An 18,712-nucleotide genomic window follows, 5' to 3' on the forward strand; every position below is an offset into this window, starting at 1 on the left:
ATTATTAATATTCATTACCTTTTACATATTGTCTATAGCTATCCCATTCAAAAGTTAACCATAAACTATTACCTAAACGCATTCTGTCAATGACTCTTTCTCCTAATAAACTTTTCATACCCTTATGATCTAAATTAGACAGCATTCCAGTAGAACGTTTAGAAGATGATCGTCTATCAACTATTTGATTGATGATTACTTTTTCATAACGTGATTCAGTCTGCATACCAATTTCGTCAATCATTAATAAATCAACGCTACTAAGATTATGTAATAAATTTTCTTCGGTAATATTACTAGTACCACTAAATGTCCCTTTCATATTGGACATTAAATCTGCTACTGTGACAATTAAGATACTTTTTCCATGTAAAATTAAATAATTACCTATAGCAGATGCCAGGTGATTTTTTCCGGTTCCCGGTCTTCCTGAGAAAATAAAACTTGCAATATTTTCATTAAATTCTTCAGCATAACGTTTTGCTGCTTTAAGTACTTTTCTTTGTCCATCATGTTCAATTCTATAGTTTTCAAAAGAACAATTCATATATAATTCACGTATTCCTGATCTTCCTAAAACACGTTGCATTTTCATAGCTTTATTTTCACGTAGTATGGATTCAGAAGATAGTCTGCCTTGTTCTTGATTCCAAGCTAATAAATCTTGATCACTTTCAAACTTTGGTTTAATATTATTAGGCATAAGACGTTGAAGGCGTTTAAAAAATTCAGTATAAAATGTCATTATTTGCCTCTAAATCCATCAGGTGTTTTTTGATCAGGTACTGGTATATAAGTAATATCTCTTTTTTGTTTAATTAAATTCATAGATCGACTTCGTTCTAAACTTCGAGCTAATTTTTGTTGCCACTGTATATGATGAAAAAAGAAACCTTCTGCCTTCCAATAAGAAATAAAGGAAGCAAGCTCGTATTTTGAAACTTCTTCGTTTAACGATATTCCCCATAATGCTGCTTTTTGAATAAAATCTTTGTCAGGAATCCAATTAGAATGCATTGGGAATTTTTCTATCACTTTTTTCTCTTTTTTTGTTGTTTCATTTTTTAAACCGTATTTTTCAACATCAAATAAATTTTTTAAAACTTTTGGTGTTATTACATAAAATAAAGTTTTTTTATTTTTCGATATGGCTATAGTGCCATTTTTTTCTTTTTCTATAATTTGAACGGGATTTTTGCAAAATAAGTCAAGAGTTATATTTTTTGAAACTAAAATTTTCATGAATATTTAGTCCTATTTATTTTTATAAAAGTTATTTTTGTTTTTTACATGTTAAAAAAATAAAGATAGCATGATATGCGATTTGTAGTTTTTTTCTTATACAAAGTCCAATTTTTAGATATAACAAAAGAGTGATTTTTTTCTTTTTCTATATAAATTAATGATTTTTTTTTCATCCATTTCTTTTTTTCTAACAAAAAAAGAGTTTGGTCAACTAATTTTTGATTATATGGTGGATCTATAAATATTATATCATACGGTTGTTTATTTTTTTTAAGCCAATCGAGAGTATTGGTATGTATAATTTCTAAGTTAGATATATTTAATCTTTTTATATTATCTTTTAGTGAAAGTACTGTTTTTTTTTCTATTTCCAATAGAGTTACAAATTTTGCATCTCTAGATACAGCTTCTATTCCTAATGAACCACTACCTGCAAAACAATCTAAACAACGAGCATTTTTAATGTATACAGATAACCAATTAAAAAGTGTTTCTCGTATTCTATTAGTTGTTGGTCTTATATTTAAATTGTTTTTAATAAATATTTTTTTTCCCTTTAATTTTCCAGCAATAATATGAACTTTTCCATTTTTTTTTAAAAAAGCATTGTGCATTTTTTTATATTTTTTTATATTATTAATATAATTTATTTTATTATTAAATATAATTTAAATAAATATTTAATTTTTAGTTTTTTAAGTTATAAATAAAATAATTATTATTTGTTTAAATTAGGAGTAATAAAATGAATGGTGATAAAAAAAATAGTTTTTTTTCTTGGATAAATTCTAAAATAAAGAAAAAAAATAAAGAAAAAACAAAAGAAAATATATCTTTAAAGAAAGAAAAAGATAGTATCGATAATATAGAAAATATTACCAATAAAAAAATAAATTTTCTTTTTAAATTAAAAAAAAGTTTAAACAAAACTAAAAAATTTTTTGGTGATGGAATCAATCGTATTTTTTTTTCAAAAAAAATAGATGATACTCTTTTTGAAGAATTAGAAGAAACTATGCTTCTTTCCGATATTGGTGTTCATACTACAGATCAGATTATCAACAAATTAATTGATGATGCAACACATAAAGAATTAAAAAATCCTGAAAAAATTTATTTTCTTTTAAAAGAAAACATGTGTTCTATTTTAAAAAAAGTAGAAAGACCTTTAGAAATATCTAATCATGTTCCGTTTGTTATTTTAGTAGTAGGGATAAATGGAACAGGAAAAACTACAACAGTTTCTAAATTAGCAAAAAAATATAAACTAGAAGGAAAATCTGTAATGCTGGCAGCAGCAGATACATTTCGTGCTGCTGGTATAGAACAACTACAAACATTAGGAAAATTAAACAATATTCCTGTTATAGCTCAATCTTCTGGGTCAGATCCAGCTGCAGTAGCTTTTGATGCACTAAAATCTGCTATATCAAAAAAAATAGATGTTTTAATTATTGATACAGCTGGAAGATTACACAACAAATTATATTTATTAGAAGAATTAAAAAAGATAATTAGAGTTATTAAAAAATTAAACTTATCTGCCCCACATGAAATTATGTTGGTTATTGATGCTTGTAATGGCCAAAATACGATTAAGCAAACAGAAATGTTTCATAAAGCAATAAACTTAACAGGATTAGTTATTACTAAACTCGATGGAACAGCAAAAGGAGGGGTGATTTTTTCTTTAGCTAATCAATTTTTAATTCCTATTCGTTATGTTGGAATTGGTGAAAAAACAAAGGATTTAGTTGTTTTTAACAGTAATGATTTTATTGAATCTATTTTTATTAAATAATAAACTTAAAATTTTTTATACTTAATTTATAATTAGTATCTTTATAAAATTTTGATTTTAATTTTTAATTAAAGTATGATGAAGTAATCCCACATATTCATGATTAATTAAATATATTTTATCAATGCGGGAATTAAAATGACTAATAAAGTACAGATTTTATCTGTAACAGCACTAGGTAATTTAGATGCTTATATTAGAATAGCTAATCTATGGCCAATGTTGTCTATTGAAGAAGAAAAATCATTAACTAAACGTTTACGCTATAACGGTGATTTAGATGCAGCAAAAACTTTGATTCTTTCTCATCTTCGTTTTGTTATTCATATTTCACGTAATTATTCAGGATACGGTTTACTCCAAGCTGATTTAATACAAGAAGGTAATATAGGCTTGATGAAAGCTGTGCGTAGATTTAATCCAGAAATAGGAGTACGTCTTGTTTCCTTTGCTGTACATTGGATTAAATCAGAAATACATGAATATGTATTGCGTAATTGGAGAATTGTAAAAGTAGCAACAACTAAGTCTCAAAGAAAATTATTTTTTAATTTAAGAAAAAATAAAAAAAGATTAGGTTGGTTTAACGAAGAAGAAATTGAAATAGTTGCTCAAGAATTAGGTGTAAGTAGCGAAGATGTTAGAGAGATGGAATCTAGAATGTCAGCGCAAGATGTAACCTTTAATCCATTTCCAGACGAAGATTTAAAAGATGGAAAAATTAATAAAAATATGTTGTATTTACAAGATAAAACATCTAATTTTGCCAATGGATTAGAACAAGATAATTGGGATAAACATACTACCAATAAATTAAGCAGTGCGTTATTAAGATTAGATGAGCGCAGTCGAAATATTATTCGTGCACGTTGGTTAGATAAGAAGAAAAAAAATACTTTGCAAACAATCGCAAAAAATTATGGAATTTCTGCTGAACGTGTTCGACAATTAGAAAAAAATGCCATGAAAAAATTAAAAATAGATATAGAAAATTAAATATATATATATTTAATAATGTGAAGAATTAAAGATTTTTAATTTTAGATAATTATCTACATAGAGTATGAGATTAAGTTTCTTAAAATTGATAGCTCATACTCTTTTTTAACAAAAAAAATTAACTTTATTTTGTTAAAAATAAAAATTAAAAAATTTTTATTCTACTGTAACTGATTTTGCAAGATTTCTTGGTTGATCAATATTTTTTCCCTTACTTAAGGCAATATAATAAGCAAGTAACTGCAATGGAATTATATATAAAATAGGTGCTATTATTTCTTCTACATAAGGAATTTTTATAATAGTCATATTTTTTTCTAAATCAATTTCTTGATCTGAAAAAACATAAATCACACCACCTCTTGCGCATATTTCTTTAATATTTTTTTTTGTTTTTTCAAGTAATAAATTTTTTGGAGCTGTAATAATAACTGGTATATTTTTATCGATTAATGCAAGAGGACCATGCTTAAGTTCTCCAGAGGGATAAGCTTCAGCATGAATATAAGAAATTTCTTTTAATTTTAACGCCCCTTCCATAGCAATAGGATATTGTTCTCCTCGTCCAAGATATAATATATTTTTTTTATTATGTAATTGATTTGCTATAGTTTTAATTAAAGTATCTTTTTTTAAAATTTCTTCTATTCTAAATGGTAAAATATTTAATGTTTTTGCAATTTTTTTTTCAATATCATTTTTTTGTTTTTTAAATTTTGTAATTTTTGCTACCAACATTAATAATACAGTTAACTGTGTAGTAAAAGATTTTGTCGAAGCTACTCCTATTTCTATTCCTGCCTCAGTTAATAAACAACAATCAGATTCTTGAACTAAAGATGAACCTTTCATATTGCATATAGTTAAGCTTCCTAAATAACCTAATTTTTTTGAAATTCTTAGTGCTGCCAGTGTATCTGCTGTTTCACCAGATTGTGATAAGGTAATAAAAACACTTTTTTTTCTAACTGCTAATTTTCGTGAAGAAAATTCAGATGCTATTTCAACATCACATGGAATATTAGCTAGCGATTCAAACCAATATCTAGAAACCATGGCAGCATGGTAAGATGTACCACATGCTACTATTTGAATATGTTCTGCATTTAAAAAAAAACTTTGTTCTCTATCTCCTAATTCTGAAAAACTAATTGTATCTTTTTTTAAACGATTATTTAGTGCATTACGAATTGAAATAGGTTGTTCATATATCTCTTTTTCCATATAATGTTTATATTTACCTTTATTTACTGGTTTGTATTTTACGTTAGATATAATTTCCCTTCTTTTGATTATAGAACCATTTTTTTCAAAAATATTTATTTTTTTGCTTTTAACAATAGCAACATCTCCTTCTTCTAAATATATAAAACGTTTTGTAATATTTAATAGTGCAATTTGATCTGAAGCTATAAAGTTTTCTTCTACACCTAATCCAATAACCAATGGACTTCCAGAACGTACTGCTATTAATCTTGATGAATTATATGCATCCATAATAACCATACTATAATTTCCATTTAATTTTATTTTACTGCGTTGTACAACTTCTGGAAGTGATTGTCCTGTTTTAGTTTGTTCCCAATGTAATAAGTGTGCGATTACCTCTGTATCTGTGTCAGAACAAAATATATAACCTTTTTTTTCTAAAAAAGTTCGTAACTTTAAATTGTTTTCGATAACTCCATTATGAACTACGGCAATATGTGAAGATATATGCGGATGTGTATTTTTTTCAGAAACTTTTCCATGAGTAGCCCATCTAGTATGAGCAATACCAATTTTACCAAATAGTTTTTTTTTCTTTACTTTTTTTAAAAGTTTATTTACCTTTCCTACACATCGGATACGAATGATATTGTTGTTTTGATTTATTACTGCTAATCCTGAAGAATCGTATCCTCGGTATTCTAATTTTTGAATACCTTCGAGAAGAAAATCAATTATATTGCGTTGTGTTACTGCAGCAACAATACCACACATAGAAATATACCTTTTAAATTTTTAAAAAATTATTTTTTATTAAAAATATCAATTATTCAATACTATTAATCAATTTTTTTGATGTTTTTTTGAGGACGTATCCAATTTTTTTTTTGTTTTTGTTCTTTATTATTATAAACTAAGCATGGTGTATCAACATCTTTAGTCAGAGTAGTTCCTGCTGCAATAGTTGCATTTTTTATAATTTTAATAGGTGCAATTAATTGTGTATTAGCACCTATTAGGACATTGTCACCAATAATAGTTTTGAATTTATTTACACCATCATAATTGCATGTAATACTACCTGCTCCAATATTAACTTGAGAACCAATTTCAGAATTTCCAAAATAACTTAGATGTTTAATTTTAGATTCTTTTTTGATGGTACTTTCTTTAATTTCAACGAAGTTACCTATATGAATTTGATTGTCTAATATAGTTTTAGGTCGTAAATGTGCAAAAGGACCTATAATGCATTTTTTTCCTATTTTGACGCTTTCTATAATTGTATATTCTTTGATTTCAGTTTGATTATCAATAAAACTATTTTTAATCACAGATCCAGCTCCAATTTTGACATTATTTCCTAAAATAATATTTCCTTCTAATATAACACCAGTATCTATTTCTACATTTTTTCCATGTTTTAATATTCCTCTTAAAATAAAATGATCTGGATCTTTTAATGTTACACCTGAAAGTAGTAAATCATTGATTTGTTTTTTTTGAAATATTTTTTCTAAAATAGATAATTGTAGCTTATTATTTACACCTAATATTTCTTCATAGTTTAAAACCTGTACTGTTTTAATAGTACTTTTTTCTAAATGAGCAAAATAGATAATATCAGTCGCATAAAATTCTTTTTTTATATTTTTATTATTAATTTTATTTAGCCATCTTTTTAAATCTTTTCCATTTGCTATAAATATTCCAGAATATACTTCTTTGATTTTTTTTTCATGAAAATTTGCATCTTGTTCTTCTATTATTTTAATAACTTTCCCATTTTTTTTTAAAACTCGTCCATATCCATCAGGGTTTTTAGTACGAGCAGTTAATAGACTGATTTTAGATTTTTTTTTAGAATTAAATAGTTTTTTTATTGATTCAATTGAAATGCATGGCATATCTCCATAAAGAACTACTACGTCATTATCGTCTGAAAAATTCTTAGATGCTATTAGTATAGCATCCCCTGTTCCTTTTTGTTCTTTTTGCACGATCCACTCTATAGACGCATCATTAATTGTAGATTCTATTGTTTTTTCTTTATTATTATAAACTAATATAATTTTTTTAGGTTTTATAGATTTTGCTATTTTTATAACATGTTCTAGAATTGTTTTCCCACCTAATTTATGTAATACTTTAGGATAGCTAGATTTCATTCTTGTTCCTTTTCCAGCTGCTAGTATTACTACATTTATTTCTTTTTTTAACATTTATATATCCTTTTTTCATTTTTATAAGATTACAATTTTTATTTAAATCGTTAATTTTTATAAAATTCTAAATTATTTTTTATATTTGTTATAATATGTTTTTCACATATTAAATGTATATTTTTTTATAAAGGTTCTTTTATGTATCGAATTATTACAGTAGATTTAGATGGCACTTTACTTTCACCAGAAAACAAAATAACAAAATATACTGAAAAAATCATAAAATTGTTAATAGAAAAAGGTTTTTATTTTGTTTTCGCTTCCGGTCGTCATTACATTGATATCATGGAAATTAGAGACGCTCTGAATATAAAAGTTTTTATGATTACTTCTAATGGAGCTCGAGTTTACGATTTAAATGATGTGTTAATTTTTGAAAATAACTTAGATGAAGAGATTGCTTTAAAATTATGTAAAATAAAATATTTAGATTCAGATATTATTACTCAAGTGTATCGTAATGATCAATGGTATATAAATAATAATAAAATAGATAATAATTTTTGTCCCACTTTATCATTACTAAGATATAAATACTTTCGTCCAGATATATTTAATTTTAATAAAGTAAGTAAAGTTTTTTTTACAAGTTATAATTTAAAAAAATTACATAATCTTGAAAAAGAAATTACTTCTTCTTTCGGTGATCAAGTTAATGTGCATTTTTCTGTACCAGGTTGTTTGGAAGTTGTATCTGGAAAAGTTTCCAAAGGATATGGATTAAAGTTGATATCTAAAATTTCAGGAGTTTCTTTGAAAGAATTTATTACTTTTGGAGATGGAATGAATGATCAAGATATGCTTAGTATTTCTGGAAAAGCATGTATTATGCAGAATGCAGATTCGCGTTTGAAAAAAAAACTACCATATGCTGAAGTGATTGGAAGTAATAAAAATGATGGTGTTGCAGTTTTTTTAGATAAAATTTTTATAAAAAAATGAATATATTAAATATTTTTAATCTTTTTAAAAAAATGAGGTTTTAATGCATCACGAATAAATTTTAAATGAGTACAGGCATGTAAACGTATAGAATGAATAAAATTTTGTATTATTAATTCCTTTTGATCACCATCACGTATAGCAGCGTATAAACGTTTCCACATTCCATTTCCTAATTTTTTTGTTACTATTAAACCTTGTTTTTCAAAAGTATCTACTACCCAATGTGGTAATGCAGTAATGCCCATTTGTGCTGAAACCATTTGAATTAAAAGTAAAGTATTATTTACATTCTTAAATATTGGTATAATTCCAGCTGGTTGTAAAAAAAATTTCCATATATCTAATCTATCACGTTGAACAGGATATATCATAAGTATTTCAGATGTTAAATCTTCTGGAAGAATATTTTGTTTTTTTTGAGCTAAAGGATGGTGAGGTGATAATACTAAACGTACTTCAAAATCAAACATAGGAACATAAAATAAATGACTTCTTGGTAATACTTCTGAAGTTAATACAATATCCAGTTTTCCTTGTTGAAGAGATGGTTGAGGACTAAAAATCATATCTGAATAAAAATCTATTTCTACCCTTGGCCATCTTTTTTGAAATATTTTTAATGCAGGCGTTAACCATTGAATACAACTATGACATTCAATGGCAAGTCTAATAGTCATCTGATGATTTTTCTTGCAATTTTGTATTGCTTTATGAATTTTTGGTAATATTTCTTTTGATAATTGAAGTAAAATTGCACCTTGTATTGTAAATTTTATAGGATGACTTTTCCTAATAAATAATTTAAAACCTAATTTTTTTTCTAATTCATTAAATTGATGAGAGATGGCTGATTGTGTTTGATGCAATTGAATTGCAGCTGCACTTAATGAACCACTATTTTTTAAAGCTTGTAGTGTCCGAAGATGTTTTATTTCGATCATGAGATTCCTTCATATCGAGAATTAACTATTTGCGCTTGCGAATTTTACTTAATACTAGAATTATAAGATATCTGTTTTAAATAAATCAATATATAAAACTTTATTAATTAATAATTTAATTATAAATAGTAAGGGAAAAAGATGACTATTTTTAATCATACTCTTGGATTTCCAAGAATAGGTTTAAATCGCGAATTAAAAAAAGCTCAGGAAGATTATTGGTCTGGTAATCTTCAATCTGAAGAATTATTATCCATAGGATCTCAATTGAGAAGAGAAAATTGGAGAAAACAAAAAGAAGCTGGAGTTGATTATATACCAGTTGGAGATTTTGCTTGGTATGACCATGTATTAAGTACTAGTATGATGTTAGGAAATATTCCTGAAAGACATCTTAACGTTAATAGTAATAGTACAATTGATTTAGATTGTTTATTTCGAATTGCACGCGGTTTTTCTCCAGATATTCCTGCTTCAGAAATGACTAAATGGTTTAATACAAATTATCATTATATAGTACCAGAATTCAATAAAAATAGAATACTAAAATTTTCGTGGAAACAAATCTTAGAAGAAACAGATGAAGCTTTATCATTAGGATATAAAGTAAAACCTGTAATTTTAGGTCCGATTACATATCTTTGGTTAGGAAAAATAAAAGGAGAATATTTTGATCGTTTAGATCTTCTTAAAAATATATTACCAATATATAAACAAGTTTTAAATGAGCTATCGCAACGTAATATTGATTTTGTTCAAATGGATGAACCTGCCTTAGTTTTAGATCTTCCAGAAAAATGGAAAAAAGCTTATTCTTACGTTTATGAATATTTACATGGAAAAACTAAAATACTATTAACAACATATTTTGATAGTATTGAACATAATATAGAGTATATTCGAAATTTACCTATTTATGGTATTCATATTGATTTAGTTTTTGGAAAATATAACTTATTTGATTTTAATTCTAAACTACCTAAAGAATGGATTTTATCTCTAGGAGTAATTAATGGTCGAAATGTATGGCGTGCTGATCTTTTAAAATGGTTTAAAAATATCTCTACTATTTTAAAATTTCGTGAAAAATTATTAATTGGTTCATCTTGTTCTTTATTGCATTCTCCTATTGATTTAAAAGAAGAAAAAAATTTAGACAAAGAGTCTAAAAAATGGTTTTCTTTCGCTATACAAAAGTGCACTGAACTATCTTTATTATCTGAAGCATTAAATAAAAACGATATTAATGCTATTAAAAAATGGTGTTCACCTATTTATGAGCGTGATTTTTCTAAAAGGGTGCAAAACATTGAAGTTCAAAAACGGTTGTCTAAAATTTTTAATACGAGTTTTGAACGTTCTCATTCTTATGAAATTCGTTCTCAAGAACAGAAAAAAAAATTTAATTTACCTATTTTACCAACAACTACTATTGGATCTTTTCCACAAACAGTTGAAATAAGAAAATTGCGACGTGATTATAAAGCAGGATTAATAAATAATACTGATTATGAAATAGGAATTAGAAAACATATTAAAGAAGTAATAAAAGTACAAGAACAACTAGGTATAGATGTTTTAGTACACGGAGAGTCTGAAAGAAATGATATGGTTGAGTATTTTGGTGAAAACTTAGATGGATTTGTTTTTACAGATAACGGATGGGTTCAAAGTTATGGTTCACGTTATGTTAAACCTCCTATTATTGTCGGTGATATCAGTCGTTCAAATTCAATAACTGTAAAATGGTCTAAATATGCTCAATCTTTAACCGATAAACCAGTAAAGGGAATGCTGACAGGACCGGTAACAATTTTATTTTGGTCTTTTCCTAGAGAAGATATTTCATTAGAAAAAATTGCTAAACAAATTGCATTGGCATTGCAAGATGAAGTATTAGATTTAGAAAAAGAAAAAATAGAAATCATTCAAATTGATGAGCCTGCATTACGAGAAGGTTTGCCCTTGCGTAAAAGTTTATGGAAAGAGTATTTGTCTTGGGCAGTGGATGCATTTCGTTTAAGCTCTTCAGGGGTAAAAAATACTACACAAATTCATACACATATGTGTTATTGTGAATTTAATGATATTATGGATGCCATTGCTTTATTAGATGCTGACGTTATTACGATTGAAACTGCTCGCTCAGATATGGAATTATTGGAAGCATTTAAAACATTTAATTATCCAAACGAAGTTGGTCCTGGAGTTTATGACATTCATTCCTCAAATATACCTAACATTGAATCAATTAATTTTTTATTAAGCAAAGCTATGGCCTATATTCCAGTAGAACGTATTTGGGTAAATCCAGATTGTGGTTTAAAAACTCGAAATTGGAATGAAACAATATCAGCATTAAAAAATATGGTTTGTGCAGCAAAAGAAATGAGAAATAAAATTCAAAAAAATAACTTAAATAAATAAAATAAACTCTTTTTTTAAATTTAAAATTTCATTAAATCATCTTTTAGATTGTTTTTATTAAAAATAAAAATCTAAATGATGATTTAATCAATTTATTTTTTTAGATTTCTTTATGCTATTTCTATTTAAAACTTTTCTTATATTAATAATTTAAAAATAAAAAATTATATAAATTTTAACTTTTAATTAATGTTTAAAATGACGTTTATTAGTAAAAATCATGCTTATATTATGTTCATTGGCGGATTGGATTACTTCTTTATCTCGAATAGAACCACCTGGTTGAATAATACAACTAATACCAACTAAAGCAGCATTATCTATCCCATCTCGAAAAGGGAAAAAAGCATCAGAAGCCATAATTGCTCCAATAGTATTATGATGATTTCGATCTTTCACTTTTAAGTTCGCTAATTTAGTTGCATCAACTCTGCTTGTTTGTCCTGCACCTATTCCAATAGTAGTTTTATTGACACTATATACGATAGCATTCGATTTAACAAATTTAGCCACTTTCCAAGAAAAGATGGCATCTTCTAGTTCTTTTTGAGTAGGTAATCGATTTGTAACAAAATTAAAATTTTTTATATTTACTTTATTAAAATCATATTCTTGTATAAGCAATCCGTTAGTTATTCTCTTAAAATCTAAACCTTTTTTATTTTTTTCAATTTTTCCACAAACAATTAAACGTATATTTTGTTTTTTTTGTAGTATTTTTAAAGCTCTTTCATCTATTTCAGGAGCAATAATAACTTCGACAAACTGTTTTTTAACAATTTCTTGAGCTGTTTTTAAATCTAATGTAGAATTAAAAGCAATTATTCCTCCAAAAGCCGAAATAGGATCTGAATTATAAGCAGATAAATATGATTTTATAAGAGAATTACTTTCTGAGACTCCGCAAGGATTCCCGTGTTTGACAATAACACATGTTGGTTCAGAAAATTCTTTTACGCATTCTAATGCTATATCAGCATCGCATATATTGTTATAAGATAGATTTTTACCTTGTACTTGACGTGACGAACTAATCGTTCCAGACTTTAATATTTCTTTTTCTACATAAAATGAAGATTTTTGATGTTGATTTTCTCCATATCTTAAGTCTTGCTTTTTTATAAAATTTAATTTAATTTCATTTGGAAAAATATCATTTTGGTTTTTTTCTTTATAAGAATTGTTTTTTAAAAAATATTTAAAAATTATTTCTTCATATGACGAAGTATACTCAAAAGCTTTAGTTGCTAAATCAAATCTTTTTTCTAAACTTATAGTATTGTTATTAATTAATTTAATAACTGATTTAAAATCTGATAAATCTACTATAACTACAACATCTTTGTAATTTTTAGCAGCAGCACGGACAAGTGTCGGACCACCAATATCAATATTATCAATTATTTCTTCTGCATTACATTCTTCTCGATTTTGTATTTTTTCAAATGGATAAAAATTCACAATTACCATATCTATAGGTATTAGATTATGTAATTTCATAATTTTTTGGTCTTTTTTTCTTCTACCTAAAATACCACCTATTATTTTAGGATGTAATGTTTTAACTCGTCCATCCATTATTTCAGGAAAATTTGTGTAATTTGATATTTCCATGACAGGTATGTTGTTTTTTTTTAAAATATCAGCCGTTCCTCCTGTAGAAAGTAAATTTATTTTTTTTTCTGAAAGTATTTTTGATATTTCTAAAAGATTTGTTTTATCTGATAAACTAATCAAGGCATTTTTTATAGTATTATTTAATAACATAATTTGTTTTCTTTTTTATAAAAATGATAACTGTGAATTAGTATAAATTTAAATGTTTTTTTATATGTAAAAATTTTTATTTTTTTAAGATAGTTTAATATTAGGGGCATAATGCCCCTTTTTTATGCTGTAATTCTATACATTACTTAATTGCGTTTTTTAATGTTTTTCCAGATATAAAACTGGGAACTTTTGTTGCAGGAATAATTATTTCTTTTCCTGTTTGAGGATTTCTTCCTGTTCGAGATGTTCTTAAATTTACTTTGAAAGTACCAAAACCTACTATTTGTACTGATTCACCTTTTTTTAAGGATTCAATGATAGCTGATAGTATTGTTTCTAAAGTAGATTTAACCTGTATTTTAGATAAATTAGATTGCTTAGAAATAATGTCAATTAACTGAGTTTTATTCATTATTTTCCCTTTTTACTTAAAAAGTATTAATTAATTTAAATAAAAATAATTTATTTTTACACTTAAAATAAATTGTTTTTTAATACAAATTTTTGTATATTTTATAGATGAGATAATAAATATGCGTAATTCTATTTTTTTTTAATAATAGTTAATTAATATTAAATTTGTAAAAATTGATTGAAAAAAAGATTTAACTTTTAAAATTAAAATATATAATATATCCTAAAATAGGTAAAAAGATAGTATAAATAAAGTGTATACATATGTTTTTAACATCGTCTATTTATCGAAATATTTTTAATAAAACTTATTAAGTTGTTTATTTTTAATATAAATGACTCATTTAATTTCTTTTTTTAATTATTTATTAAATCAAATTTATAATTTTTAAATTTTTTTTAGCATAATGAACGCTATTTTTTTATATTTTGGCTGCTTTTAAGAGCAGCCATAGTATAATTATTTTAAAATTATTTATGTATGATCATTTTGTATAAGAGTGGAATTTAACAATTCTGATAAACTTGCAGATGCTTCCTCTGCACTAACTTGAGAAGAAGAACTATTGTTATTATTAGGTGTTATTTGATTGGTATTTATTGTATGACGACGATTTAAACGTTCTTTATGATATGCATATCCAGTACCTGCAGGTATTAAACGTCCAACAATAACGTTTTCTTTTAATCCTCGTAATTCATCTTTTTTTCCTGCAACTGCAGATTCTGTTAAAACTCTAGTTGTTTCTTGAAAAGAAGCGGCAGATATGAAAGATTCAGTAGCAAGAGATGCTTTAGTAATTCCTAATAAATCTCTTGAAAAAGTTGCTAATGTTTTATTTTGTTTATTTAAAATGCGATTTGAAATTTTTATTCGAGAGAATTCTACTTGTTCTCCATCTAAAAATTCTGAACTTCCTGATTTAATTATAGTGGCTTTTCGAAGCATTTGTCTGATTATTACTTCAATGTGTTTATCATTAATTTTGACACCTTGTAAACGATATACTTCTTGTACTTCATTTACGATATATTTAGTTACAGCTTGTACTCCTCTTAAGCGAAGAATATCGTGTGGTGATTCTGGTCCATCTGATATAACATCACCTCGTTCTACTCTTTCTCCTTCAAAAACATTTAGTTGTCTCCATTTTGGAATCATTTCTTCATACGCGTCGTTTCCGTCTACAGGAGTAATAATCAATCTTCTTTTACCCTTTGTTTCTTTTCCAAAAGATATAATTCCACTTATTTCGGCTAAAATTGCTAATTCTTTTGGTCGTCTAGCTTCAAATAAATCTGCAACTCTTGGCAATCCACCAGTTATATCTTTAGTACCTCCTGATTCTTGTGGTACTCTTGCTAAAGTATCACCAGAGCTAATTTGTACTCCGTCATTAAGCTGAACAATGGCTTTTCCGGGTAAAAAATACTGTGCTGGCATTTCTGTTCCTGAAATAAGTACATCGTTTCCATGATAATCAACAATTTTTAATGAAGGTCTTAAGTCTTTTCCAATTGTCATTCTTTCTGCTGTATCTAGTACAACTATAGAAGATAATCCTGTTAGTTCATCAGCTTGTCTTGTAATACTTTGACCGTCTATCATATCTACAAATCGAACAAAGCCATTAACTTCGGTAATAACAGGTATAGTATGTGGATCCCATTTTGCCACTGTTTCTCCGGAATTCACTTGTTCACCGTGTCCTTTGGCCATAATTGCTCCATAAGGAACTTTATAACTTTCTTTTGTTCTTCTAAAATTGTCAATTATATTAAGTTCTACATTTCTTGAAGTTATAACTATTTTACCTGAAGAATTAGTAACAGATTTTGCATTGTTAAGATTAATGATACCTTTATTTTTTATTTGAATACTAGATTCAGTAGCTGCCCTTGATGCGGCACCACCAATATGGAAAGTTCGCATAGTTAATTGTGTACCTGGTTCTCCTATAGATTGTGCAGCAATCACTCCTATTGCTTCTCCCTTATTAACTAAATTACCTCGTGCTAAATCACGACCATAACAGTAAGCGCAAACACCAAAATCAGTTTCACAATTTACCACTGATCTTACTTTTACAGTATCTATAGAATTTTTTTCTAAAAGATTACACCATTGCTCGTTTAATAAAGTATTTCTTTCAATTAATATATTTTCTGTATTAGGAATTAGTATTTTTTCTGCTGTAACACGTCCTAAAACACGTTCACGTAATGGTTCTTTTACATCTCCTCCTTCTATTAAAGGAGTCATTAAAATTCCTTTATGAGTTCCACAATCATTTTGTGTTACAACTAAATCTTGTGCAACATCTACTAAACGACGGGTTAAATAACCAGAATTAGCTGTTTTTAATGCTGTATCAGCTAAACCTTTTCGCGCTCCATGAGTTGAAATAAAGTATTGTAATACATTTAAACCTTCTCTAAAATTAGCTGTTATAGGTGTTTCAATGATTGATCCATCTGGTTTTGCCATTAAACCTCGCATTCCTGCTAATTGACGAATTTGTGCCGCAGAACCTCTAGCTCCTGAATCAGCCATCATAAATATACTATTAAAAGAGATCTGTCTTTGTTTCTCTCCTTTTTTATTCAAAACAGATTCTGTAGATAAGTTTTCCATCATTGCTTTAGCTACTCTTTCATTAGCTGCTGCCCAAATATCAATAACTTTATTATATCTTTCACCTGCTGTAACTAGTCCAGATTGAAATTGTTCTTGTATTTCAGCCACTTCAATTTCCGCTTCATGAATAATATTTGATTTTTTTTCAGGTATAACCATGTCATCAATACCAACTGAAGCTCCAGATCTTGCTGCATAAGCAAAACCTGTGTACATAATTTGATCAGCAAAAGCGACAGTAGGTTTTAAACCTAAAATACGATAACAAGTGTTCAACATTTTAGAAATATCTTTTTTCCCTAAAATCTGATTAACAATACTAAATGGAAGTCCTTTTGGAACAATCATCCATAAAATAGCTCGTCCTATGGTAGTATTGATTATTTTTTTTATGGGAGTAAAACTTTGATCTTTGTTTTTTTTATGTTCTATTATACGTACCTTAACTAGAGAATGTAGTTCTGCAATTCCCAAACGATATACTTTTTCTGCTTCATTAGAACCGTTTAAAAACATTCCTTCTCCTTTCCCGTTTATTTTTTCACGAGTCATATAATAAAGTCCTAAGACTACATCTTGAGATGGTACGATAATTGGTTCTCCATTAGCTGGAGAAAGTATATTGTTTGTAGACATCATTAAAGCTCTAGCTTCTAATTGAGCTTCTAGAGTTAATGGAACGTGAACAGCCATCTGATCTCCATCAAAATCAGCGTTATAAGCAGCACAAACTAATGGATGTAATTGAATAGCTTTTCCCTCTATCAAAACTGGTTCGAATGCTTGTATTCCTAATCTATGTAACGTAGGAGCGCGGTTCAAAAGAACAGGATGCTCTCGAATAACTTCGTCTAGTATATCCCATACTATTGATTCTTCTCTCTCAACCATTTTTTTTGCGGCTTTGATAGTAGTTGCTAGTCCACGTACTTCTAACTTTCCATATATAAATGGTTTAAAAAGTTCTAACGCCATTTTTTTAGGTAAACCACATTGATGTAAACGAAGATAGGGTCCTACAGTAATAACCGATCTTCCTGAATAATCAACACGTTTTCCTAGAAGATTTTGTCGAAATCTACCTTGTTTTCCTTTAATCATATCTGCTAATGATTTTAGAGGTCTTTTATTTGAACCAGTAATAGCTCTTCCTCTTCTTCCATTGTCTAGCAATGCATCTATTGCTTCTTGCAACATTCTTTTTTCATTTCGAACAATGATATCAGGTGCTGCTAAATCTAATAATCTTTTTAGTCTATTATTTCTGTTAATAACTCGACGATATAAATCGTTTAAATCAGATGTTGCAAATCTTCCTCCATCTAATGGTACTAATGGTCTTAGATCTGGTGGTAATACTGGTAAAACAGTTAGAATCATCCATTCTGGTTTGTTGTGAGATTGTACAAAAGATTCTAATAATTTAATTCTTTTAGTTAATTTTTTTCGCTTTGTTTCAGAGTTAGTATCATTTAGTTCTGTTCTTAAGTTTTCACATTCTTTTACTAAATTTATATCTTTTAGTAAAAATTGAATTGCTTCTGCTCCCATAGTTGCATGAAATTCATCTCCAAATTCTTCTAATGCGTCTAGATATTGTTCTTCAGTTAAAATTTGACGTTTTTCAAGATTTGTCATACCTGTTTCAACAACAACATAAGATTCAAAATAGAGTACTCTTTCAATATCTCTTAAAGGCATATCTAATAATAAGCCGATACGTGATGGTAATGATTTTAAAAACCAAATATGAGCTGTAGGAGAAGAAAGTTCTATATGACCCATTCGTTCACGTCTAACTTTACTTTGTGTAACTTCAACACCACATTTTTCACAAATTACACCTCGATGTTTTAATCTTTTGTATTTTCCGCATAAACATTCATAATCTTTCACTGGACCGAAAATACGTGCACAAAATAGTCCATCTCGTTCAGGTTTAAATGTACGATAGTTAATAGTTTCTGGTTTTTTAACTTCACCAAATGACCAGGATCTAATCATATCAGGTGATGCTAGTGAAATTTTAATAGCATCAAAATCCTCAGTTTTAGTTTGGGCTTTTAAAAATTTTAGTAAATCTTTCACGCATGAGCTC

13 protein-coding genes are annotated in these 18,712 nt (G+C 27.1%); 4 read left to right on the forward strand and 9 right to left on the reverse strand.

Annotated elements, in window-relative coordinates; translation table 11 throughout:
• Nucleotides 1–4: 4 nt before the first annotated feature.
• The 3 genes from dnaC to rsmD are packed head-to-tail and all read right to left on the reverse strand — an operon-like array spanning nt 5 to nt 1,859.
• Complete coding sequence (gene dnaC / locus D9V76_RS00120; protein WP_158336820.1) at nt 5–745, reverse strand: DNA replication protein DnaC; 741 nt, start codon at nt 743–745, stop codon at nt 5–7.
• Nucleotides 745–1,242 carry a primosomal protein DnaT gene (dnaT, locus tag D9V76_RS00125; protein WP_158336822.1) on the reverse strand — a complete coding sequence of 166 codons (498 nt, stop codon included), beginning with the start codon at nt 1,240–1,242 and terminating at the stop codon, nt 745–747. Before dnaT ends, dnaC begins: the two co-directional genes overlap by 1 nt.
• Before the next feature lie 44 nt (nt 1,243–1,286).
• Entirely contained in the window at nt 1,287–1,859 is a 573-nt protein-coding gene (rsmD, locus tag D9V76_RS00130; protein ID WP_158336824.1) for a 16S rRNA (guanine(966)-N(2))-methyltransferase RsmD, read from the reverse strand.
• A gap of 131 nt (nt 1,860–1,990) precedes the next feature.
• Here rsmD and ftsY point away from each other — a divergent pair, with 131 nt between their 5' ends.
• Entirely contained in the window at nt 1,991–3,046 is a 1,056-nt protein-coding gene (gene ftsY, locus D9V76_RS00135; RefSeq protein WP_158336826.1) for a signal recognition particle-docking protein FtsY, read from the forward strand.
• 138 nt (nt 3,047–3,184) lie between these two features.
• Nucleotides 3,185–4,042, forward strand: coding sequence for an RNA polymerase sigma factor RpoH (rpoH, locus tag D9V76_RS00140; RefSeq protein WP_158336828.1), 858 nt, complete (start codon nt 3,185–3,187; stop codon nt 4,040–4,042).
• Between the two features lie 159 nt (nt 4,043–4,201).
• Here rpoH and glmS read toward each other — a convergent pair whose 3' ends face one another.
• A complete protein-coding gene (glmS, locus tag D9V76_RS00145) occupies nt 4,202–6,028 on the reverse strand; it encodes a glutamine--fructose-6-phosphate transaminase (isomerizing) (RefSeq protein WP_158336830.1) in 1,827 nt (608 codons plus the stop codon).
• A 65-nt stretch (nt 6,029–6,093) separates the two neighbouring features.
• Nucleotides 6,094–7,476, reverse strand: a complete 1,383-nt coding sequence (glmU, locus tag D9V76_RS00150; RefSeq protein WP_158336832.1) for a bifunctional UDP-N-acetylglucosamine diphosphorylase/glucosamine-1-phosphate N-acetyltransferase GlmU — start codon at nt 7,474–7,476, stop codon at nt 6,094–6,096.
• Nucleotides 7,477–7,617: 141 nt separating this feature from the next.
• Between glmU and D9V76_RS00155 the strand changes: the two genes are divergently transcribed.
• Nucleotides 7,618–8,421: a Cof-type HAD-IIB family hydrolase gene (locus D9V76_RS00155; RefSeq protein ID WP_158336834.1), complete on the forward strand. Its 804-nt coding sequence runs from the start codon at nt 7,618–7,620 to the stop codon at nt 8,419–8,421.
• Nucleotides 8,422–8,426: 5 nt separating this feature from the next.
• Here D9V76_RS00155 and metR read toward each other — a convergent pair whose 3' ends face one another.
• Nucleotides 8,427–9,365 carry an HTH-type transcriptional regulator MetR gene (metR, locus tag D9V76_RS00160; protein WP_158336836.1) on the reverse strand — a complete coding sequence of 313 codons (939 nt, stop codon included), beginning with the start codon at nt 9,363–9,365 and terminating at the stop codon, nt 8,427–8,429.
• A 141-nt stretch (nt 9,366–9,506) separates the two neighbouring features.
• On the opposite strand from metR, the gene metE reads away from it, so the two are divergent.
• Nucleotides 9,507–11,792, forward strand: coding sequence for a 5-methyltetrahydropteroyltriglutamate--homocysteine S-methyltransferase (metE, locus tag D9V76_RS00165; RefSeq protein ID WP_158336837.1), 2,286 nt, complete (start codon nt 9,507–9,509; stop codon nt 11,790–11,792).
• Between the two features lie 186 nt (nt 11,793–11,978).
• Here metE and purH read toward each other — a convergent pair whose 3' ends face one another.
• The 3 genes from purH to rpoC form a co-directional block, all read right to left on the reverse strand.
• On the reverse strand, nt 11,979–13,559 hold the full coding sequence (gene purH / locus D9V76_RS00170; protein ID WP_158336838.1) for a bifunctional phosphoribosylaminoimidazolecarboxamide formyltransferase/IMP cyclohydrolase: 1,581 nt from the start codon (nt 13,557–13,559) through the stop codon (nt 11,979–11,981).
• A 142-nt stretch (nt 13,560–13,701) separates the two neighbouring features.
• Entirely contained in the window at nt 13,702–13,974 is a 273-nt protein-coding gene (locus D9V76_RS00175) for an HU family DNA-binding protein (RefSeq protein WP_158336839.1), read from the reverse strand.
• Between the two features lie 477 nt (nt 13,975–14,451).
• Entirely contained in the window at nt 14,452–18,702 is a 4,251-nt protein-coding gene (rpoC, locus tag D9V76_RS00180) for a DNA-directed RNA polymerase subunit beta' (protein WP_158336840.1), read from the reverse strand.
• Nucleotides 18,703–18,712 lie beyond the last annotated feature (10 nt).

It is taken from the genome of Buchnera aphidicola (Rhopalosiphum padi), from assembly GCF_005080845.1.
Lineage (GTDB): Bacteria > Pseudomonadota > Gammaproteobacteria > Enterobacterales > Enterobacteriaceae > Buchnera > Buchnera aphidicola_AO.

Bases quoted from the DNA above. Each gene is read 5' to 3' on its own strand.
- metE (WP_158336837.1), top strand. From the start codon at position 9,507: ATGACTATTTTTAATCATACTCTTGGATTTCCAAGAATAGGTTTAAAT.
- glmU (WP_158336832.1), bottom strand. From the start codon at position 7,476: ATGTTAAAAAAAGAAATAAATGTAGTAATACTAGCAGCTGGAAAAGGA.
- D9V76_RS00155 (WP_158336834.1), top strand. From the start codon at position 7,618: ATGTATCGAATTATTACAGTAGATTTAGATGGCACTTTACTTTCACCA.
- dnaC (WP_158336820.1), bottom strand. From the start codon at position 745: ATGACATTTTATACTGAATTTTTTAAACGCCTTCAACGTCTTATGCCT.
- dnaT (WP_158336822.1), bottom strand. From the start codon at position 1,242: ATGAAAATTTTAGTTTCAAAAAATATAACTCTTGACTTATTTTGCAAA.
- metR (WP_158336836.1), bottom strand. From the start codon at position 9,365: ATGATCGAAATAAAACATCTTCGGACACTACAAGCTTTAAAAAATAGT.
- ftsY (WP_158336826.1), top strand. From the start codon at position 1,991: ATGAATGGTGATAAAAAAAATAGTTTTTTTTCTTGGATAAATTCTAAA.
- glmS (WP_158336830.1), bottom strand. From the start codon at position 6,028: ATGTGTGGTATTGTTGCTGCAGTAACACAACGCAATATAATTGATTTT.
- rpoH (WP_158336828.1), top strand. From the start codon at position 3,185: ATGACTAATAAAGTACAGATTTTATCTGTAACAGCACTAGGTAATTTA.
- rsmD (WP_158336824.1), bottom strand. From the start codon at position 1,859: ATGCACAATGCTTTTTTAAAAAAAAATGGAAAAGTTCATATTATTGCT.
- D9V76_RS00175 (WP_158336839.1), bottom strand. From the start codon at position 13,974: ATGAATAAAACTCAGTTAATTGACATTATTTCTAAGCAATCTAATTTA.
- purH (WP_158336838.1), bottom strand. From the start codon at position 13,559: ATGTTATTAAATAATACTATAAAAAATGCCTTGATTAGTTTATCAGAT.